Below are 20,135 nucleotides of genomic sequence, written 5' to 3'. Positions count from 1 at the left end.
GCTCGCGCGGGCTGAAAGCTGCGCAGTAGCGGGGTTGAGATGCCTTTAACGATTCCGGGCGTCCGGGCGTGAGCCTGGCGGGAAGGCCGGAGTATAACAGAGCAATCACTGCGCGCCGCTTTCCTGCTGCTCAACGGTTTTTTCCGTGGCAGCCGTGGCCTTTTCAGTCTTCATGCTGGCAGCCGGTTCCGCGCCATAGCGGGCACTCAGTTCGGCGTAGGCGGGCTCGCGCTTGAAGCGTTTGAGTTCGGCGCCGAAACGTTGCACCAGCAGATCCATGCCCGCATTGCGCCGCACCGCGAGAAACTGGCTTTGCTGGCTGATGATCGTGGGGTTTTCGGTGATCTTGTCGCGGATGCCCAGTTCATCGAGCAAATGCTGGCCGACCCGGCGGTCGGTAATCAACAGGTCAATCCGCCCGCGCAGCAGTTTGCCGAAGTTGGCTTCGTGGGTGGGCGCCGGCTCGCGGGTGAACAGCGTAGAGTCGCTGAAGTCCTTGCTGTACAGGTAACCCGGCGAGGTGCCGATGGTCAGGCCGCGCAAGTCATCAAGGGTGCGAAACGGATGGGGCCGCTCATTGGCGTAGAACAACACGAACTGCACTTCAGACAGTGGTTCGCTGGGGTAGAGAAGGGTCGCATCACGCTCATCGCTATGAAAGATGTCCAGCGCGCCGTCGGCCTGGCCTGATTCAAGCATCGACAGGCAGCGTTTCCATGGCAGGAACTGCCACTCCACTTCGATGCCCAGGCGCTTGAAGACAATGGCGGTGGTTTCGTAGTCCAGCCCCAGTGATTTGCCGTTGTCCTCGTACACATAAGGCGCCCACGGCTCGGTGACAATGCGCAACTTCTCGCCCCGGGCGGCGAAGCTCAGGCAAGTGAAGACAAGCACGGCGATTAACTGCGTGATCAAAGGCATGGGCTTGAGATTACGACGAGAAACCGGAAAGAGCCAGAAACTGACCGCAGATGCTCTAACTCCGTGGATTGCTGCACATTTATAGTGCGTTGAAGCAAAAGATCGCAGCCAGCGGCAGCTCCTGTAGGAGCTACCACTGGCTGCGATCTTTTGATCTTGCTTTGCTTTGCTTTGCTTAACGCGGCAACTTCAGGTTGTTCCACACCGCCAGGCTCGCTTCAGCCTGGTTCAGCGTGTAGAAGTGCAGCCCTGGAGCGCCACCTTGCAGCAGTTGTTCGCACATCTCGGTGATGACTTGTTCGCCAAAGCGCTGAATGCTCTGGGTGTCGTCGCCGTAGGCTTCCAGTTGCTTGCGGATCCAGCGCGGGATTTCCGCACCGCAGGCATCGGAGAAGCGCGCCAGCTTGCTGTAGTTGGTGATCGGCATGATGCCCGGCACGATCGGGATGTCCACGCCCAATGCCCGCACGCGTTCCACGAAGTAGAAGTAGCAGTCGGCGTTGAAGAAGTACTGGGTGATCGCGCTGTCGGCGCCGGCGTTGGCCTTGCGCACGAAGTTGGCGACATCGTCTTCGAAATTGCGCGCTTGCGGATGCATTTCCGGGTAAGCGGCAACTTCGATGTGGAAATGATCACCGGTTTCTTCACGAATGAACTCAACCAGGTCATTGGCGTGGCGCATTTCGCCACTGGCCATGCCCATGCCCGAAGGCAGGTCACCGCGCAGGGCAACGATGCGCTTGATGCCGGCGGCCTTGTACTGGGCCAGCAGGCCGCGCAGGTCGTCCTTGCTGTCGCCGACGCAGGACAGGTGCGGAGCGGCAGGGATTTTGACTTCGCTTTCCAGCTGCAACACGGTGTTCAGCGTGCGATCACGGGTCGAACCGCCGGCGCCGTAGGTGCAGGAGAAGAAATCGGGGTTGTAGGTGGCCAGCTGGCGAGCAGTGGCGAGCAGCTTTTCTTGCCCAGCATCGGTCTTCGTAGGGAAGAACTCGAAGCTGTAGCGACGATCTTGGGACATGGTCATATCCTTGGAAACACGTAAGCCGGACGCAGGCTCCCTGTAGGAGCGAGCTTGCTCGCGAAAAACGTAAAGGCAACGCGTTTATCCAGACAGCACGCGTTATCGTTGACGTCCATCGCGAGCAAGCTCGCTCCTACAAGGGAGCAGCAGGGCGTATCAGTAGCGGTAAGCGTGCGGCTTGAACGGACCTTCGACGGTCACGCCGATGTAGTCGGCCTGGGTCTTGGTCAGTTGAGTCACAACGCCGCCGAAGCCACGGACCATTTCCAGGGCTACTTCTTCGTCGAGTTTCTTCGGCAGTACTTCAACGGTCAGGCGCTCGGCTTTCTGGGCTGGCGACAGGTCGGCGTACTTCTGGCCGAACAGGAAGATCTGCGCCAGAACCTGGTTGGCGAACGAACCGTCCATGATGCGGCTCGGGTGGCCGGTGGCGTTGCCCAGGTTAACCAGGCGGCCTTCGGCCAGCAGGATCAGGTAGTCGTCGTTCTGCGGGTCGAAATCGCCAGCGCCGGTGCGGTGGATCTTGTGAACCTGTGGCTTCACTTCTTCCCATGCCCAGTTCTTGCGCATGAAAGCGGTGTCGATTTCGTTGTCGAAGTGGCCGATGTTGCAGACAACGGCGCGCTTCTTCAGAGCCTTGAGCATGTTCGAATCGCAAACATTGACGTTGCCGGTGGTGGTCACGATCAGGTCGATCTTGCCCAGCAGTGCCTTGTCGATGCTGGCTTCGGTACCGTTGTTGATACCGTCGATGAACGGCGAAACCACTTCGAAACCGTCCATGCAGGCTTGCATGGCGCAGATCGGGTCAACTTCGGAAACCTTGACGATCATGCCTTCCTGACGCAGGGACTGAGCGGAACCCTTGCCCACGTCACCGTAGCCGATGACCAGCGCTTGCTTGCCGGACAGCAGGTGGTCGGTGCCGCGCTTGATGGCATCGTTCAGGCTGTGACGGCAGCCGTACTTGTTGTCGTTCTTGCTCTTGGTCACCGAGTCGTTGACGTTGATGGCCGGGATTTTCAGCTCGCCCTTGGCCAGCATGTCCAGCAGGCGGTGAACGCCGGTGGTGGTTTCTTCGGTCACGCCGTGGACGCGATCCAGAACCTGTGGGTACTTCTTGTGCAGCAGCTCGGTCAGGTCGCCGCCGTCGTCGAGGATCATGTTGGCGTCCCATGGCTGGCCATCCTTGAGGATGGTTTGCTCCAGGCACCACTCGTACTCTTGCTCGGTTTCACCTTTCCAGGCGAAAACCGGAATGCCGGCAGCGGCGATGGAAGCGGCGGCCTGATCCTGAGTCGAGAAAATGTTGCAGGACGACCAGCGCACTTCGGCACCCAGGGCAACCAGGGTTTCGATCAGCACGGCAGTCTGGATGGTCATGTGGATGCAGCCGAGGATCTTCGCGCCCTTGAGCGGTTGCTCTTCGGAGTACTTGCGACGCAGACCCATCAGGGCTGGCATTTCGGATTCGGCGATGATGGTTTCGCGACGGCCCCAGGCAGCCAGGGACATGTCGGCGACTTTGTAATCGGTAAAATCTGCAGGCGTGATAACAGCGCTCATGAAGAGCCTCCATTCGTAATGTATGCGAATGGGCGCCGTTGTGCGTTTAGTGTCTGGCTTAAGGCCAGGCAACGCCCCATCCGAGCCTGACAGGTCGAACCTGCTGCAGCGCCCCTCGGACAGGTGGCGGGAAAACGGTATCAAGTGATGATGACCGTTTTGAAACGGTGGCGATTATAGCTTTCTTTAAGCGGCAAGTTGCAAGCTGCAAGCGACAAGCGAGAGCAGGACGGTTTTTACTTGCAGCTTGTGGCTTGAGACTTGAAGCTGGGGGCATCCACCACCATCGTTCAAACGCCTCGGAGCCCCCCATGAATTTCCACACCCGCAAATGGGTAAAACCCGAAGACCTCAATCCTAACGGCACGTTGTTCGGCGGCAGCCTGCTGCGCTGGATCGACGAAGAGGCGGCGATCTACGCCATCGTCCAGTTGGGCAACCAGCGTGTGGTGACCAAGTACATTTCCGAAATCAACTTCGTCAGCGCCTCGCGCCAGGGCGACATCATCGAGCTGGGCATCACCGCCACCGAGTTCGGCCGTACCTCGATCACCCTGACCTGCGAAGTGCGCAACAAGATCACCCGCAAGAGCATCCTCACGGTCGAGAAAATGGTCTTCGTGAATCTCGGTGAAGACGGCTTGCCGGCGCCCCACGGCCGGACCGAGATCAAGTACGTCAAAGACCAGTTCCAGGACGATGACGCCGTTCAGTAAGATCGGCGTCGTTTTCTTCGCGAGCAAGCCCGCTCCCACATTTGAAACGCATTCCAATGTGGGGGCGGGCTTGCTCGCGAAAGCGGTTCTGCATTCGCTGAAGATTTGTCTGGGCACTGAACAGCTGTGAACCCCGCGTGTCGTAGCTAAATAGCCCGCCACTGGTTGCGCACATCATGAACTCGGCACAAGACGGCAAGACCCCGAACCTTTCGGCGCAAGAAGAGCACGATGTCGAAAAGAGCCAGCCGCCCCGTGCCGCTGTGTTGCACGAGATCATCCGCACCCAGGGCGATCAGGAGCTCGAGCGCAGCATTGCCGCTTTGTGGTGGTCGGCGCTGGCGGCGGGGTTGACCATGGGCTTGTCGCTGATGGGCATGGGCCTGCTCAATTCGCGTTTGCCGGACGGCGAGGGATTCAAGGTGATCGCCAGTTTCGGTTATTGCGCCGGTTTCCTCGCGGTGATCCTCGCGCGTCAGCAACTGTTCACCGAAAACACCCTGACCGCCGTGCTGCCGGTGATGACGAAGCCGACCCTGGCCAACTTCGGCCGTCTGCTGCGGCTGTGGACGGTGGTGCTGATCGGTAACCTCTGCGGCACCTTGCTGGTGGCGTACGTGATGCTGGAGCTGCCGATTTTCGACAGCAAGACCGACGTCGCCTTCCTCGATATCGGTCGCAAGGTCATGGAAAACCACGCCAGCCAGATGTTCGCCAAGGGCATCGTTTCCGGCTGGATGATCGCGACCATGGTCTGGATGATTCCGTCCATGGAGAGCGCCAAGATGTGGATCATCATCCTCATCACCTACCTCATGGCGCTGGGAGACTTCACCCACATCGTCGTCGGCTCGTTGGAGGTTTCGTATCTGGTGTTTGCCGGGGAGTTGCCGTGGAAGGACTTCTGGCTGGTGTTCGCCGGGCCGACGCTGGTGGGGAACATCATAGGTGGCAGCTTTATTTTCGCGCTGATCAGTCATGCGCAGATTCGCAGCGAAAGCGGGCCGCCGAAAGCATCAGCGGATCAGAGCGAAGCTGCTGATCCGCAGAAGATCAAAAAACCATCAAGGTGATGCTCAGCCCGCTACATTCAGCGCAGCCGCACCGCGACGCTGGCGATAGATGAAGAACAGTGCGGTCAGCACGGTCAAGCCGCTGAGCAGTGCGCCGGTCCACGGCAAGTCCGCCAGATTCGCGCCGCTGGCCACTACCAGGCCGCCAATCCATGCGCCGGCGGCGTTGCCGAGGTTGAAGGCACTCTGGTTCAACGTTGAACCGAGGTTCGGTGCTTCATGGGCCTGATCGATGATCAGCAGTTGCAGGATCGGGCATAGCGCGAAGGCGAACGTCCCCCACAGCACCAGTGTGATTGCCGCCGGGATCACCGATTGGCTGGTTTGTGTGAATGCCGCCAGCACCACCAGCACCGCCAATGCCATGCCCACCAGCGATGGCAGCAAGCGGCTGTCCGCCAGGCGACCGCCGAGCATGCTGCCGGCGGTCAAGCCAACGCCGAACAGCAGCAACATGATGGTGACGCCGTGGGGGCTGACGCCAGTGATGTCCTGCAGGATCGGTGCGATGTAAGTGAACACACTGAACAGGCTGGTAGAGGCCAGCACGCTCATGCCCAGGGCCAGCAGCACATTGGCCTTGCCCAGCACCTTGAACTCGCTGGCCAGGTTGGCCTTATCCATCGCGATGTTTTTCGGCAGCCAGACCCATTGCGCAATCGCGGCCAGCACACCGATAACCGACACCGCCCAGAACGTCGAGCGCCAACCCGCGTATTGCCCGAGCGCGGTACCCAATGGCACGCCGAGCACGTTGGCCAGGGTCAGGCCGGTGAACATCATGGCAATCGCCTGGGCCCGTTTGTTGGGGGCAACCAGCCCTGCGGCCACCACCGAACCGATGCCGAAAAAGGCGCCGTGGCAGAGTGCCGTGATCACCCGCGCGGCCATCAGCGTGGCGTAGTTCGGTGCCAGCGCGCAGAGCATATTGCCGAGGATGAACATCAGCGTCATGCCTAGCAGGGTGGCTTTGCGTGGCATGTTGGCGGTGCCGACGGCGAGGATCGGCGCGCCGAACACCACGCCCAGGGCGTAACCGGTGATCAGCAATCCGGCATCGGGAATGCTGACGCCGAGATCGCGGGCGACGTCGGGCAACAGGCCCATGATGACGAATTCGGTGGTGCCGATGCCGAAGGCGGCAACAGCGAGGGCAAGCAAAGCGAGTGGCATGCGCAAGGTCTCTGTCGGTAGTCTTGACGCTGTGATCAGGCATACGCAGGCCGACGACCGTTCTCGATGAGAGCGGGCCGGACAGGATTTTTATTGGAATTGGTCTGTGCGCAACTGAGTGCGGCGTGGTCGTTTGCAGTATAAACAGCTGCTGACATATGGCGAATCAATTCTCTGCCCGGATTCTCTGTAGGAGCGAGCTTGCTCGCGAAAGACGTCAAGTCGACGCGTTTATCCAGACAGCACGCGTTATCGTTAACGTCCATCGCGAGCAAGCTCGCTCCTACAGGGATCGTGTAGACAACAAAAGGAGTGGGCCGTGCTTGCGACGGCGTTGGTGTTGGTGGCGGCGCTGTTGCACGCGGCGTGGAATACCCTGATCAAGTTCAGTGCGGAGCGGCTGTTGGTGGTGGCCTGCATGGACAGCGTGGCGCTGCTCTTTGTCGCGCTGATGGTGCCGTTCCTGAGCATGCCGCCGCTGGAGATCTGGCCGTGGATCCTGGCCTCGGCAGCGTTCGAGTTGCTCTATCGCTACTTGCTGATCCAGGCCTATCGGGTCGGCGACCTCGGGCTGGTTTATCCGCTGATGCGCGGCCTGTCACCGTTGGTGGTGCTGGCTCTGACGCTGATTTTTGCCGGGGAGGTGCTGACCCATCAGCAGATTTTCGGAATCCTGCTGATCCCGGTCGGCATGCTGTGCCTGCTCTGGCAGGGGGGTGGCGGTGCGCGTTTGCCGTGGTCGATGCTGCCGGTGGTGGCGTTGATCGGCCTGTGCATCGGTTGCTACACCTACATCGACGGTCAGGCCTTGCGGCGCTGGTCTCATCCTCTGGATTATCTGGTCTGGGTCACCTTGCTCAGTGCCTGGCCGTTTCCATTGTTGGCATTGGTGCGCAAGCGCCCCGCGTTCATGCTGTTCTGGCGCGAACAGTGGCGCCTGGGCCTGGCGGTCGGGTTTTGCGTGTTGTTCAGCTACGCTCTGGTGCTGTGGGCGATGCAATTGGGCTCGATTGCAGAAGCGGCAGCGTTGCGGGAGATCAGCGTCATTCTGGTGGTGCTGTTTGGCATGCGTTACCTCAAAGAACCTTTTGGCGGGCCACGCCTCTTAGCCTGTGGGCTGGTGCTGATCGGCATACTGGTGATGAAGTTTTGATCGCCGTTGATGGATTCGATTTTCTACAACATGAAGAAGGGACTGCGTAATGACGGTTGCTCTGTGGTGCATTTTGATTGCGATCTTCCTGCCGTATCTGTGCACGGGTGTCGCGAAGGTCAGTGGCGGGTACCGACTGAAAGACAATCATGATCCACGAGGGTTTCTCGACTCCCTGGAGGGTTTGGGCAAGCGGGCGAATGCGGCGCAGCTGAACAGTTTTGAAGTGACGCCGGCGTTTGCAGCCGCGGTGATCGTGGCGCACCTGGCGGGCAACGCCGAATTGGTGACCATCAATGTGTTGTCGGTGTTGTTCATCACCAGCCGTCTGCTTTTCATCATTTTCTATCTGGCGGACCTGGCGACGCTGCGGTCGTTGATGTGGTTCGTGGGGATGGGGCTGATCGTGAGTTTCTTTGTGGTGTCCGTCTGAGTCTCAGGCGCTAATCAAGGCCTCTTCGCGAGCAAGCCCGCTCCCACATTTGATCCTCAGTGGACACAGATTCTGTGTTCGACAGTGATCCGGTGTGGGAGCGGGCTTGCTCGCGAAAGCTGTCTGTCAGGCGATGCGAGACTCAAGGATTGGTTTTAACCGCATCCGCCACCTGCGGCACTTGCGGTAACGCCGCACCTTTGGGCCAGAGCATCCAGATCTGCCCCTGCTGTTTCATGTCCCCGGCCAGTTGCCCGGCCGCATCGCCGGTGCCCCAGAACAGATCCGCCCGGACTTCACCGGCAATCGCGCCGCCGGTGTCCTGTGCTGCTACGGGGCGAACCAGGGCTGTGCCGTCCGGCTTGGTGGTGGACAGCCACAGCAGGCTACCCAGTGGAATCACCTTGCGATCCACGGCTGCGCTGTAGCCGGCGGTCAAGGGTACGTTCAACGAACCGCGCGGACCTTCGTTGCTGTCCGGGTTACGGGTGAAGAACACATAGCTGGGGTTGCTGCCGAGCAGTTCGGGAATCCGCGACGGATTGGCCTTGGCCCAGGTGCTGATGGCGCCCATGGTCACGTCTTCTTTTTTCAACTCGCCCTGTTCCACCAGCCAGCGGCCGATCGGTCGATACGGATGGCCGTTCTGGTCGGCATAGGCGATGCGCAACTGGCGGCCGTTATCGAGCTGGATGCGACCCGAACCCTGGATTTGCAGGAACTGCAGGTTCATCGGATCGGTCAGCCAGGCCACGACCGGTGCCTTGACCCCTTTGCTCTCGATGGTTGCCGCATCGTCGTACGGTTTGAGCACGCGACCTTCAAGTCGACCGCGCAGGCGTTTGCCCTTGAGTTCCGGGTAAATGCTGTCGAGGGCGACGATGATCATGTCTTCGGGGACGCCATAGACCGGGACATTGGCCATGCCGGTCTGGGTCAGGCTGCCCGGATAGACCGGCTCGTAGTAGCCGGTGATCAAGCCGTTGGGGTTGTCGTTGGCGGCGCGCAGGCCATACACATCGAGGTTCTGTTTCAGAAAGCCGCGAATGTCGCTGGCGGTTTGCGGCACGTTGGCCGCCGCCGCGCAGGTGCCACCCCAGACCGGGTCGGCCTTGAGTCGGGTGCAGGCGCTGCGCCAGGAGCCGAAACCGGCGACCAGGTCGGTGTCGGACACCGCCGGCAGCGCTTCCCATGTAGCGCTGGAGTAAGTGGCCAGGGCATGGGTTTTCGGTTGTTGCTTGTCGCCACCGGTGCAGCCTGCGAGCAGGGCCATCATCGGCAGGGTCCAGGCCAGGCTGTGACGCCATGCCTTGAAACGGCTGTTCATGGAGTGATTCCTTTGCCGGTTGCCTGATCGCTCCATGCGCTCAAGCAACCCTTATTGATAATAGGGCTATTGGTCTTTGCCGATGACGCGAGGATACTGGCCGCCGTTTCCCGTGACCTGAAGCCACCATGACTCTTAAAAGACTTTCTGTTGTATTGCTGGCCTGCCTGACATTGTCCGCTTGTGGCGGTGTTGACCCCAACTCGCCGCTCGGTCAGCGCAAGGCCATTTTCAAGCAGATGCTCAAGACCGGCGAAGACCTGGGCGGTATGTTGCGCGGACGTATCCCGTTCGATGGACCGCAATTCGCCGAGGGCGCGATGAAGCTCGATGGGTTGTCCCGCGAGCCGTGGCAACATTTTCCGCAGGCACGTGAGGAGGATCACACCAGCGCCAAGAGCGATGTCTGGGAGCAGCAGGCGCGCTTTCAGGGCATGGCCCGCGATCTTGAATCCGCCACCGGTGAATTGGTGATCGCCAGTCAGATTCAACCCTACAAGGCCAGCAACCTGGGGCCGGCGGTGCAGAAAGTCGAAGATGCTTGCAGTGCTTGTCATAAGGCGTTTCGGGATCATTGATTGGCGTTGTTTGGTCTGACGCCTTCGCGAGCAAGCCCGCTCCCACATTTGATTTTCAGTGGACACAAAATCTGTGCTCGACGGTGATCCAGTGTGGGAGCGGGCTTGCTCGCGAAGGCTGCTTTAGTAGCACCAAAGATCCATGTTCGCTGCCAGTGCTTATTTATCCAGCTCATCCAAAGCGTCCTGCAATTCCTTGCGGGCATCGGCGAGTTTGTCTTTGCGTGTGTTGATCTTCTCGGAGTCACCTTTGCTCATGGCCTTGTCGAGGTCTGCCTGGCGCTTGCTGACTTCGTGCCTGGCGTCGAGCACCTTGTTTTCCCGCTCCTTCTTCAGCGAGGCGTCGGTGCAGTTGGCTTCGACTTCGCTCAGGGCCTTTTCCAGGCCGGCCTGCTGGTCGGCGTTGCCGTGGACCTTGGCCAATTCGATCTGGTTGACGATACCTTGCTTCTTGGCGGCGCAACCGGACAGCCCCGGCGCTTCTTCGTCCGCCATCAACGGGGTTGCCAGCATGCTGCACAGGGCCAGGAGGGCGAGCGGTGAAAGAAATTTCATAAAAGCTCCATGTAAGAAGGCCAGCGGGCCGGTATGGCAATGGCTTGTTGGAGCCCAGCGATCCCCAGGGGTTCCCGGTGGGCACGGGGCTGGCAGCTAAAAGCCGTCAATCCCCGTTTCACGTAACGTTTCACTCAAGGCCAGGACCTGCGGATCGCGGAAAAAAGCGCTCAGTTGCGCCGCGCGTCCCGGACCGATACCGGCCTCGGCCCGCCATTGCTCGATGTCTCGCTGCGCCAGCGTCTGCCATGAATCGCCGAGAGACACCGGACCTGTCGGCGGCAATCCCAGGGCTTTCAGCCAGTGCGCGAACGGGCGTTGCCGGGCCCGGTTGAAGCTGTCTGCAAGGCGAGTCGCACCGCGTTCGCCGAAACCGTCAATGGTAGCAAGCTCTTGGGCATCAAGGGTCAACCAATCCAGCAGACCGTTCAGGCGACCTGTTGCAAGAAGTTTTTCCCAAGTGCCCGGACCGACATAGGGCAGCGCCAGACCCTGTTTGCCGCTGAGCCAGGTCAGGCGTGCGAGAAATTGGCCCTCACAACCCGGAGTCGGTTGCCAGCAACTCAATGAATGAAAGTCCGCTGCCTTCGGCACGGTCAATTCGACGCGCTCGCTGCTGCGCAACACGACGTCATCGAGCCTGGGAATGGTCAGCCCGGCCAGGCTGATGGCGACCTGATCGCCCGGACGTATGTCCATTGCCCGCCAGCGTTGCAGCGAGCTGACGCTGACGCGTTTGATCTGCCGGTCATCGAGCGTCACCGGGGTCAGTTCAAGCACCGGAGTGATCCGCCCGGTCCGGCCGATGTTGAAATGAACCTGGCGGACTTCGGCCAGTGCCTGGGCGAACGGATATTTCCAGGCGATGGCCCAGTAGGGTGGCCGGGCTTGCCAGCGTTCGGCGGCCGGACGCTGGTTCTGGCGCAGGACGATGCCGTCGCTGGCAAAGGGCAGGGAGGCGCGATACCAGTGTTCGCGCCAGCGTTCGGCATCGCTGACGGAGGCGATTGGCTGGCTGTATGCCGTGGTACTGGGGAAGCCCAGTGCCGTCAGTGCTGCGGCCTGGGCGGGTGTGCTTGTCGGCCCTTGGGGCCAGTCCCAGACAAACAGGTCGATGCCGGCGGCCTGTTCGGTGCTCAAGACCTTGCGCGCCATCAGGCCCGCCACCGTGGCGCGGGCGTTGAGGCTGCCAGCGCGGGCCTGCACATGATCGGTCAGGCGCCAATACAGTTCACCTTGCACGAGCAGATCCCGGGGCTGGGATAGCTGCTGCGGGATGGCCGGAATCTGTCGTGCCGGAGTGGTCCAGTCCTGGCCGCTCTCGCCGTTTCCGCGGCTGATGGCCTGGGTCAGCAGACCATTACGGTAAACCAGGGTCACCGCCACCCCGTCGATTTTAGGCTGGGCCCAGACGTCCACCCGGTCACGCAGCCATTTTTCGACGGCGGGCCGATCATGCAGTTTGCCCAGTCCGGTGTGGGCGATGGGATGGGGCAGCGCGCCGCGCGCAGTGCGCAAGGGGTGTGCGGGCGGGTTCAGGTTGAAGCAGTGGCGCCATTGGGTGAGTCGCGCGCGGGACTGGTCGTAGAGTTCATCGGCGACCAGTGAATGTCCTTGGCGGTGATAGGTGTCGTCCCATAAGTCGATCTGTTGTTGCAGTGTGCCGACTTCCTTCAGGGCGCGTTCGGATGGCCAGTCCGGGCACTCGGTGGCGCTGGTGTTCAGGCAGGCAAGGGTCAGCAGGGCGGCGAAAAACAGGCGCAGGTCGGGAAGCATCTTGAGCGTCCTTGCTCGGTGAGGTGTGTGAAGGCTAGGTCAGTATCTGTTGGTGCAGCGGGTGGGGTTTTTACCGAGTGTTTCTGGTGACTGGGCGGGCCTCTTCGCGAGCAAGCCCGCTCCCACAGGGTTATGAGTTAGTCGGAACACCGCCGTCAACTGTGGGAGCGGGCTTGCTCGCGAAGGCTGCGACGCGGTGTAAAGCGAATCCCCAATAAAAAGCCCCGCAAGGCGCGAACCGTGCGGGGCTTCGGGTGTTGCGGGGGAAGTCTTACAGGCCGGCAGCAGAACGCAGGGCGTCGGCGCGGTCGGTTTTTTCCCAGGTGAACGTGGTGAAGGTGTCGTCACCAACGGTCTTGGTCGCCGGGGTGCGACCGAAGTGGCCGTACGCAGCGGTTTCCTGATACATCGGGTGCAGCAGGTCGAGCATGGTGGTGATCGCGTATGGACGCAGGTCGAACACTTCGCGAACCAGTTTGACGATCTTGTCGTCGCTGATCTTGCCGGTGCCGAAGGTGTTCAATGAGATCGAAGTCGGTTGGGCAACACCGATCGCGTAGGAAACCTGGATCTCGCAACGCTCGGCCAGGCCGGCGGCAACGATGTTCTTGGCCACGTAACGACCGGCGTAGGCCGCCGAACGGTCAACCTTCGATGGATCTTTACCGGAGAACGCGCCACCGCCGTGACGGGCCATGCCGCCGTAGCTGTCGACGATGATCTTGCGACCGGTCAGGCCGCAGTCACCCACCGGGCCGCCAATGATGAACTGGCCGGTCGGGTTGATGTGGAACTGGGTGTCCTTGCTCAGCAGCTCGGCAGGCAGCACGTGCTTGACGATCAACTCCATCACGCCTTCGCGCAGGTCGTTGTACGACACTTCCGGGTTGTGCTGGGTCGACAGGACGACCGCGTCGATACCGACAACCTTGCCGTTTTCGTAGCGGCAGGTCACTTGCGACTTGGCGTCCGGACGCAGCCAAGGCAGCAGGCCGGATTTGCGGGCTTCGGCCTGGCGCTGCACCAACTGGTGCGAGAAGGTGATAGGCGCAGGCATCAGCACGTCTGTTTCGTTGCTGGCGTAGCCGAACATCAGGCCCTGGTCGCCGGCACCCTGATCTTCAGGCTTGGCACGGTCGACACCCTGGTTGATGTCAGGGGACTGCTTGCCGATGATGTTCATCACGCCGCAGGTGGCGCCGTCGAAGCCGACGTCGGAGCTGGTGTAGCCGATGTTGGTGATCACGTCACGAACGATCTGCTCCAGGTCAACCCAGGCCGAAGTGGTGACTTCGCCGGCGATGATGGCCACGCCCGTTTTCACCAGAGTCTCGCACGCCACACGGGCGAACTTGTCTTCAGCAATGATGGCGTCCAGCACCGCATCAGAAATCTGGTCGGCGATTTTGTCCGGATGCCCTTCAGACACGGACTCGGAGGTGAAAAGGGAGTATTCGCTCATCTCGATGTTTTCCTGAAATTACCGATGGTGAGTGTCGCCAGCCGGTCGCTGAAAGTGGCGGACCTGGATCTGGAAACCATTACGTAAGCCTACATAGAGGCTTTCCCCGGGAACGAGTCCCGCAGCGGTGGCCCAACGGGCCAGATCGTCCTGTTCAAACCCCAGCCAGAGATCACCGCAGGCCTCCTTGGCCCAACTCTGGTTGTGGCTGCATAACTCTGTCACCAACAGGCTACCGCCTGGTTGCAGCAAATTGGCCATGTGCTTGAGCGCATCGGCCGGTGCGGCAAAATGGTGCAGCACCATGTTCAGTACCACGCAATCGGCCTTGAGGCTGACGCCGTTCAATGCATCGGCCAATTGCAGGCTGACGTTAGTCAGCTTGTCGCGTTCGCAGACCTGGCGCGCCAGTTCGAGCATCGCGGTGCTGTTGTCCAGCGCCGTGACCTGTGAAAAGCGGCGCGCCAGTTCCGGCAGGAATGCGCCATCGCCGGGGCCGACTTCAATGGCCGTGGCGTCTTTGCCCAGGCTCAACTTGTCGAGCAGGGCCACCACGCTTTCGCGGTACTGCGGCAGGCCGGCGATCAAGTCTTGCTGGGCGCGAAACTTCTCCGCTACCCGTGAGAAAAAGTCCTGGCTGGCGGCTGCTCGTTGCCCGTGGACCTGGGCGATGCGCGCCTGCACTTCGGCTGGCAGCGTCAGGTTGTCCACTTCTTCGAGCAGGGCTGCGTGCAATTTGCCGCCCAGCAGTTCGGTATGGGGCAGGGCGCGACGGTAAAAAATCGCATTGCCTTCGCGGCGTGTTGCCACCAGGCCGGCCTGGGCCAGGACCTTGAGGTGGTGGCTCATGCCTGACTGGCCGATGCCGAAGATCTGCGCCAGTTCCAGCACGCCAAACGAATCGTTGGCCAGTGCGCGCAAAACATTCAACCGCAGGGGGTCGCCGCCAGCCTTGCACAGGGCCGCCAGCTCATCGCAATCGTCATGTTGAATGGAGGGCACGCGTAAGTTCATAAGGCCGGCAGTCTAGTCACGGGTCGAAGGCATCGCAAGAGCAATATCAAAAAGTTTTGATATTGCTCGATAGATGGCACTTCTCGACGTTAGCTTCAGTCAACAAACCGATGGCGGAAAGGTTTCATCAGGCGAATACGTCGTTATCCATTGGAAAAACGCCTTCAGATGACTATCTGTCATTGCCCCGAGGCGTCCGGGTGAGGGAAAATGCTCGCCTTTTTTCCGTTTCGTTTTATTCAAGTCCCCCAGGAGAACAGCGATGCCTAGCCGTCGTGAGCGTGCCAACGCCATTCGTGCCCTCAGCATGGATGCCGTGCAAAAAGCCAACAGCGGCCATCCCGGTGCCCCAATGGGTATGGCGGATATCGCCGAGGTACTTTGGCGCGACTACCTCAAGCACAACCCGAGCAATCCATCGTTCGCCGACCGTGACCGCTTCGTGCTGTCCAACGGCCACGGCTCGATGCTGATCTACTCGCTGCTGCACCTGACCGGCTACGACCTGTCGATCGAAGATCTCAAGCAGTTCCGTCAACTGCACAGCCGCACCCCGGGCCACCCGGAACTCGGCTACACCCCGGGCGTTGAAACCACCACCGGTCCACTGGGCCAGGGCCTGGCCAACGCCGTGGGTTTTGCCCTGGCTGAAAAAGTCATGGCAGCGCAGTTCAACCGTCCTGGCCACAACATCATCGACCACCACACCTATGTGTTCCTGGGTGATGGCTGCATGATGGAAGGCATTTCCCACGAAGTCGCTTCCCTGGCCGGTACCCTGGGCCTGGGCAAGCTGATCGCCTTCTACGACGACAACGGTATCTCCATCGACGGCGAAGTCGAAGGCTGGTTCACCGACGACACGCCGAAGCGTTTCGAGTCCTACAACTGGCAAGTGATCCGCAACGTTGACGGTCACGATCCGGAAGAGATCAAGACCGCGATCGACACTGCGCGCAAAAGCACGCAGCCAACCCTGATCTGCTGCAAGACCACCATCGGCTTCGGTTCGCCGAACAAGCAAGGCAAGGAAGACTGCCACGGCGCCCCGCTGGGTGACGCGGAAATCGCCCTGACCCGTGCGGCGCTGAAGTGGAACCACGGCCCGTTCGAAATCCCGGCCGACATCTACGCCGAGTGGGACGCCAAGGAAGCAGGTAAAGCTGTCGAAGCCGAGTGGGACCAGCGTTTCGCTGCCTACTCCGCTGCCTTCCCGACTGAAGCCAACGAACTGATTCGTCGCCTGAGCGGTGAACTGCCAGCTGACTTCAGCGAAAAAGCCGCGGCCTACATCGCCGAAGTGGCTGCCAAGGGCGAAACCATCGCCAGCCGTAAAGCCAGCCAGAATGCACTGAACGCATTTGGCCCGCTGCTGCCCGAGTTCCTCGGCGGTTCGGCTGACCTGGCCGGTTCCAACCTGACCCTGTGGAAAGGTTGCAAAGGCGTTACCGCCGAAGACGCCAGCGGCAACTACATGTACTACGGCGTGCGCGAGTTCGGCATGACCGCGATCATGAACGGCGTTGCCCTGCACGGCGGCCTGGTGCCTTACGGCGCGACCTTCCTGATGTTCATGGAGTACGCCCGCAACGCAGTGCGCATGTCGGCCCTGATGAAGCAGCGCGTGATCCACGTCTACACCCACGACTCCATCGGTCTGGGCGAAGACGGCCCGACTCACCAGCCAATCGAGCAACTGGCCAGCCTGCGCTGCACGCCGAACCTCGACACCTGGCGTCCAGCCGACGCCGTTGAATCGGCGGTGTGCTGGAAGTATGCGCTGGAGCGCAAGGACGGCCCTTCGGCCCTGATCTTCTCGCGTCAGAACCTGCAGCACCAAACCCGCAATGCGATTCAGATTGAAGAGATTGCGCGTGGCGGTTACGTATTGAAGGACTGCGCAGGCGAGCCTGAGCTGATCCTGATCGCTACCGGTTCGGAAGTCGGCCTGGCTGTTCAGGCCTTCGACAAACTGACCGAGCAGGGCCGCAAGGTTCGCGTGGTTTCCATGCCGTGCACCAGCGTGTTCGATGCCCAGGACGCCGGCTACAAGCAATCGGTCCTGCCGTTGCAGGTCAGCGCACGTATCGCCATCGAGGCCGCTCACGCGGACTACTGGTACAAGTACGTGGGCCTGGAAGGCCGTGTGATCGGCATGACCACCTACGGCGAGTCGGCGCCTGCGTCGGCCCTGTTCGAAGAGTTCGGCTTCACCCTGGAAAACATCCTGGGTCAGGCTGAAGAGCTGCTGGAAGACTAAAACACGACGCGGTGGCCCTGGCCACCGCGATCCCCTGTAGGAGCGAGCTTGCTCGCGATGGTCGTTAACGATAACGCTGGCTGTCTGGATGAACGCGTTGTCCTGAAGTCCATCGCGAGCAAGCTCGCTCCTACAAGGGTGTGTTGTTAGCGACAATTCGTCTGACTGCGTCTATCGAGAACCCCATGCCTCAACCGCGTCCCTACAAAGTTGCACTCAACGGCTACGGCCGGATTGGTCGTTGCGTCTTGCGTGCGTTGTTCGAGCGAGGCTCGACGGCTGGGTTCGAGATTGTCGCGATCAACGATCTGGCGGACATGGCCAGCATCGAATACCTGACACGCTTCGACTCCACCCATGGCCGGTTCCCCGGCGAAGTGAAGGTCGACGGCGATTGTCTGCATATTAATGGTGACTGCGTGAAGGTCTTGCGCAGTGCCACCCCCGAAGGCATCGATTGGGCATCCCTGGGCATCGATCTGGTGCTGGAGTGCTCCGGCGCTTATCACACTCGCGAAGACGGCCAGCGTTTCCTCGACGCCGGCGCCCCGCGTGTGCTGTTTTCCCAGCCGATGGCCAGCGAGACCGATGTCGACGCGACCATTGTCTACGGCGTGAACCAGGATTGCCTGACCGGCGATGAACTGCTGGTGTCCAACGCGTCCTGCACTACCAACTGCGGCGTGCCGCTGTTGCGCCTGCTGAATCAGGCCATTGGCCTGGATTACGTATCGATCACCACCATTCACTCGGCGATGAACGATCAGCCGGTCATCGATGCCTATCACCACGAAGATCTGCGCCGCACCCGTTCGGCGTTCCAGTCGGTGATTCCGGTGTCCACCGGTCTGGCGCGCGGTATCGAACGCCTGTTGCCGGAACTTGCCGGACGAATTCAGGCCAAAGCCGTGCGGGTGCCGACGGTCAACGTGTCCTGCCTCGATATCACGATGCAGACTGCCACCGCGACCGACGCCACCGAGGTCAACCGGATCCTGCGCGAAGCCGCCACCAGCGGCCCGCTCAAAGGCCTGCTGGCTTACACCGAGTTACCCCACGCAAGCTGTGATTTCAACCATGACCCACATTCGGCGATCGTCGATGCCAGTCAGACCCGCGTTTCCGGCCCACGGCTGGTGAACATCCTGGCCTGGTTCGACAACGAATGGGGTTTTGCCAACCGAATGCTGGACGTTGCAGAACACTATCTGCAAACAGCAACTTCAAAAAAACCGTAGGAAGTGCGACCCATGACCGTGTTGAAGATGTCCGACCTCGATCTGCAAGGTAAGCGCGTATTGATCCGCGAAGACCTCAACGTCCCAGTCAAGGACGGTGTTGTCACCAGCGATGCGCGTATCCTGGCCTCGCTGCCGACCATCAAGCTGGCCCTGGAAAAAGGCGCGGCCGTGATGGTCTGCTCGCACCTTGGCCGTCCGACCGAAGGCGAGTTCTCCGCCGAGAACAGCCTCAAGCCGGTTGCCGACTACTTGAGCCGTGCCCTGGGCCGTGAAGTGCCGCTGGTGGCCGATTACCTGGGCGGTGTTGACGTCAAGGCCGGCGATATCGTGCTGTTCGAGAACGTGCGCTTCAACAAAGGCGAGAAAAAGAACGCCGACGAACTGGCCCAGCAATACGCGGCCCTGTGCGACGTGTTCGTGATGGACGCCTTCGGCACCGCTCACCGTGCCGAGGGTTCGACCCACGGCGTGGCCAAGTTCGCCAAAGTCGCCGCTGCCGGCCCACTGCTGGCCGCTGAACTGGACGCACTGGGCAAGGCCCTGGGCGCCCCGGCCCAGCCGATGGCGGCCATCGTCGCCGGTTCCAAGGTGTCGACCAAGCTCGACGTACTGAACAGCCTGAGCCAGATCTGCGATCAGTTGATCGTCGGCGGCGGCATTGCCAACACCTTCCTGGCCGCTGCCGGTCACCCGGTCGGCAAGTCGCTGTACGAGCCGGACCTGCTCGACACCGCTCGCGCCATCGCCGCCAAGGTCAGCGTGCCGCTGCCAGTGGACGTGGTGGTTGCCAAGGAATTCGCTGAAAGCGCCGCTGCGACCGTCAAGTTGATCGCAGACGTCGCTGCCGACGACATGATCTTGGACATCGGCCCGCAAACCGCCGCGAACTTCGCCGAACTGCTGAAATCGTCAAAGACCATCCTGTGGAATGGTCCGGTCGGCGTGTTCGAGTTCGACCAGTTCGGCAATGGCACCAAAGTGCTGGCCCAGGCCATCGCAGACAGCGCGGCGTTCTCCATTGCCGGCGGTGGCGACACCCTGGCAGCCATCGACAAATATGGCGTGGCCGAGCAGATCTCCTACATTTCTACCGGTGGTGGCGCGTTCCTCGAGTTCGTCGAAGGCAAGGTGCTGCCAGCCGTTGAAGTCCTGGAAAGCCGGGCCAAGGCCTGAGGGTCGCCCGTTTGACCAGGCAAGGGAGTGTTGACATGGTCAAGACGTTAGCGCTGTTGATCGTCGCAGGTTCGCTGGTGGCGTGCGGGAGTAACCCGAAGGCCACTGCGGAACCGGCGCCGTCCGAGTTGGACAAGGGCTGCTACCAGGCTGACTGGCAGGCCGAAACCAACCCGGTGCTCAACAAGCGTTCCGGGCCCGAAGGCCTGGACAAATACGAGACCCGGACGCCCGCCAAGGAACATGGCTGCCCTTGACGGGTCTGACTCATTACTCAGGGCTGGCAGCGTGCGCCGCCAGTCGAGGGACACGGATGAAAGGTTTTATCGCCGTTACGGCGCTGGCGCTGTTGGCCGGTTGTGCTCAGATGGATCAGTTGAACCCGTTCCAGTCGTCCGCGCCTGTGGATAACTGGACCACCTGGACCTGCGACAGCCAGGCCAAAGTGCTGTGGCGCTACACCGACGACAGCCGCAACGAAGTCGATGTGCGCCTGGGCGGTGCCGATCAGGTCTACCGCTTGAAGCAGGAACCGGGTGCATCGGGTTCGCTGTACAGCAATGACATGCTGGCGCTTCACATAAAAGGTGAGGAAGGCCTGGTTTACTGGGTCGCCACCAATGATTTGATCGGCCGTGGCTGTAAGGCTGGGTAACACGATTGATTTGACGTAAAGAGATCCAAATGTGG

General features: G+C 60.8%; 19 protein-coding genes and 1 riboswitch. Of the genes, 10 read left to right on the top strand and 9 right to left on the bottom strand.

Annotation, left to right across the window (positions count from 1 at the left end):
* Positions 1-105: 105 nt before the first annotated feature.
* The 3 genes from BSF40_RS04060 to ahcY form a co-directional block, all read right to left on the bottom strand.
* Positions 106-921: an ABC transporter substrate-binding protein gene (locus BSF40_RS04060; protein ID WP_015097178.1), complete on the bottom strand. Its 816-nt coding sequence runs from the start codon at positions 919-921 to the stop codon at positions 106-108.
* A gap of 175 nt (positions 922-1,096) precedes the next feature.
* The gene (gene metF / locus BSF40_RS04055) at positions 1,097-1,942 is read right to left on the bottom strand and encodes a methylenetetrahydrofolate reductase [NAD(P)H] (protein ID WP_095964175.1); all 846 of its coding nucleotides are present in this window, start codon (positions 1,940-1,942) and stop codon (positions 1,097-1,099) included.
* Positions 1,943-2,101: 159 nt separating this feature from the next.
* Positions 2,102-3,511, bottom strand: a complete 1,410-nt coding sequence (gene ahcY / locus BSF40_RS04050; RefSeq protein WP_007975450.1) for an adenosylhomocysteinase — start codon at positions 3,509-3,511, stop codon at positions 2,102-2,104.
* A gap of 23 nt (positions 3,512-3,534) precedes the next feature.
* A riboswitch (S-adenosyl-L-homocysteine riboswitch) is annotated at positions 3,535-3,634 on the bottom strand.
* Positions 3,635-3,822: 188 nt separating this feature from the next.
* Here ahcY and BSF40_RS04045 point away from each other — a divergent pair.
* Both BSF40_RS04045 and BSF40_RS04040 read left to right on the top strand, forming a co-directional pair.
* Positions 3,823-4,227 carry an acyl-CoA thioesterase gene (locus tag BSF40_RS04045; protein WP_007975451.1) on the top strand — a complete coding sequence of 135 codons (405 nt, stop codon included), beginning with the start codon at positions 3,823-3,825 and terminating at the stop codon, positions 4,225-4,227.
* A 176-nt stretch (positions 4,228-4,403) separates the two neighbouring features.
* Entirely contained in the window at positions 4,404-5,300 is an 897-nt protein-coding gene (locus BSF40_RS04040; RefSeq protein ID WP_095964174.1) for a formate/nitrite transporter family protein, read from the top strand.
* 3 nt (positions 5,301-5,303) lie between these two features.
* Here the strand turns inward: BSF40_RS04040 and BSF40_RS04035 are convergent, their stop codons facing one another.
* Positions 5,304-6,473, bottom strand: a complete 1,170-nt coding sequence (locus BSF40_RS04035) for an MFS transporter (RefSeq protein WP_095964173.1) — start codon at positions 6,471-6,473, stop codon at positions 5,304-5,306.
* 319 nt (positions 6,474-6,792) lie between these two features.
* Here BSF40_RS04035 and BSF40_RS04030 point away from each other — a divergent pair, with 319 nt between their 5' ends.
* Both BSF40_RS04030 and BSF40_RS04025 read left to right on the top strand, forming a co-directional pair.
* Positions 6,793-7,626 carry an EamA family transporter gene (locus BSF40_RS04030; protein WP_095964172.1) on the top strand — a complete coding sequence of 278 codons (834 nt, stop codon included), beginning with the start codon at positions 6,793-6,795 and terminating at the stop codon, positions 7,624-7,626.
* Between the two features lie 49 nt (positions 7,627-7,675).
* A complete protein-coding gene (locus tag BSF40_RS04025; protein ID WP_095964171.1) occupies positions 7,676-8,059 on the top strand; it encodes an MAPEG family protein in 384 nt (127 codons plus the stop codon).
* Positions 8,060-8,201: 142 nt separating this feature from the next.
* Here the strand turns inward: BSF40_RS04025 and BSF40_RS04020 are convergent, their stop codons facing one another.
* On the bottom strand, positions 8,202-9,386 hold the full coding sequence (locus BSF40_RS04020) for a murein transglycosylase A (protein WP_095964170.1): 1,185 nt from the start codon (positions 9,384-9,386) through the stop codon (positions 8,202-8,204).
* 128 nt (positions 9,387-9,514) lie between these two features.
* On the opposite strand from BSF40_RS04020, the gene BSF40_RS04015 reads away from it, so the two are divergent.
* Positions 9,515-9,964, top strand: a complete 450-nt coding sequence (locus BSF40_RS04015; protein WP_095964169.1) for a cytochrome c — start codon at positions 9,515-9,517, stop codon at positions 9,962-9,964.
* A 159-nt stretch (positions 9,965-10,123) separates the two neighbouring features.
* Here BSF40_RS04015 and BSF40_RS04010 read toward each other — a convergent pair whose 3' ends face one another.
* The 4 genes from BSF40_RS04010 to BSF40_RS03995 form a co-directional block, all read right to left on the bottom strand.
* Positions 10,124-10,519, bottom strand: a complete 396-nt coding sequence (locus tag BSF40_RS04010) for a DUF1090 domain-containing protein (RefSeq protein WP_095964168.1) — start codon at positions 10,517-10,519, stop codon at positions 10,124-10,126.
* 96 nt (positions 10,520-10,615) lie between these two features.
* Complete coding sequence (ligB, locus tag BSF40_RS04005) at positions 10,616-12,295, bottom strand: NAD-dependent DNA ligase LigB (protein WP_095964167.1); 1,680 nt, start codon at positions 12,293-12,295, stop codon at positions 10,616-10,618.
* Positions 12,296-12,566: 271 nt separating this feature from the next.
* Positions 12,567-13,757: a methionine adenosyltransferase gene (gene metK, locus BSF40_RS04000; protein ID WP_008050251.1), complete on the bottom strand. Its 1,191-nt coding sequence runs from the start codon at positions 13,755-13,757 to the stop codon at positions 12,567-12,569.
* Positions 13,758-13,775: 18 nt separating this feature from the next.
* Complete coding sequence (locus BSF40_RS03995; RefSeq protein WP_095964166.1) at positions 13,776-14,771, bottom strand: metalloregulator ArsR/SmtB family transcription factor; 996 nt, start codon at positions 14,769-14,771, stop codon at positions 13,776-13,778.
* Between the two features lie 262 nt (positions 14,772-15,033).
* Between BSF40_RS03995 and tkt the strand changes: the two genes are divergently transcribed.
* The 5 genes from tkt to BSF40_RS03970 all read left to right on the top strand — a co-directional run bounded on the left by tkt (position 15,034) and on the right by BSF40_RS03970 (position 20,100).
* Complete coding sequence (tkt, locus tag BSF40_RS03990) at positions 15,034-17,031, top strand: transketolase (RefSeq protein WP_095964165.1); 1,998 nt, start codon at positions 15,034-15,036, stop codon at positions 17,029-17,031.
* Positions 17,032-17,216: 185 nt separating this feature from the next.
* Positions 17,217-18,269 carry an erythrose-4-phosphate dehydrogenase gene (gene epd / locus BSF40_RS03985; RefSeq protein WP_015097166.1) on the top strand — a complete coding sequence of 351 codons (1,053 nt, stop codon included), beginning with the start codon at positions 17,217-17,219 and terminating at the stop codon, positions 18,267-18,269.
* 12 nt (positions 18,270-18,281) lie between these two features.
* Positions 18,282-19,445, top strand: a complete 1,164-nt coding sequence (locus BSF40_RS03980; protein WP_007975464.1) for a phosphoglycerate kinase — start codon at positions 18,282-18,284, stop codon at positions 19,443-19,445.
* A gap of 35 nt (positions 19,446-19,480) precedes the next feature.
* The gene (locus BSF40_RS03975; RefSeq protein WP_015097165.1) at positions 19,481-19,702 is read left to right on the top strand and encodes a hypothetical protein; all 222 of its coding nucleotides are present in this window, start codon (positions 19,481-19,483) and stop codon (positions 19,700-19,702) included.
* Positions 19,703-19,758: 56 nt separating this feature from the next.
* The gene (locus tag BSF40_RS03970; protein WP_095964164.1) at positions 19,759-20,100 is read left to right on the top strand and encodes an MliC family protein; all 342 of its coding nucleotides are present in this window, start codon (positions 19,759-19,761) and stop codon (positions 20,098-20,100) included.
* The last annotated feature ends 35 nt before the right edge of the window (positions 20,101-20,135 follow it).

It is taken from the genome of Pseudomonas sp. ACN5, from assembly GCF_002303975.1.
GTDB lineage: Bacteria > Pseudomonadota > Gammaproteobacteria > Pseudomonadales > Pseudomonadaceae > Aquipseudomonas > Aquipseudomonas laurylsulfatiphila.
Note: the sequence above shows the minus strand (reverse complement) of the source record. Positions and strands in the feature narration are given on the sequence as shown.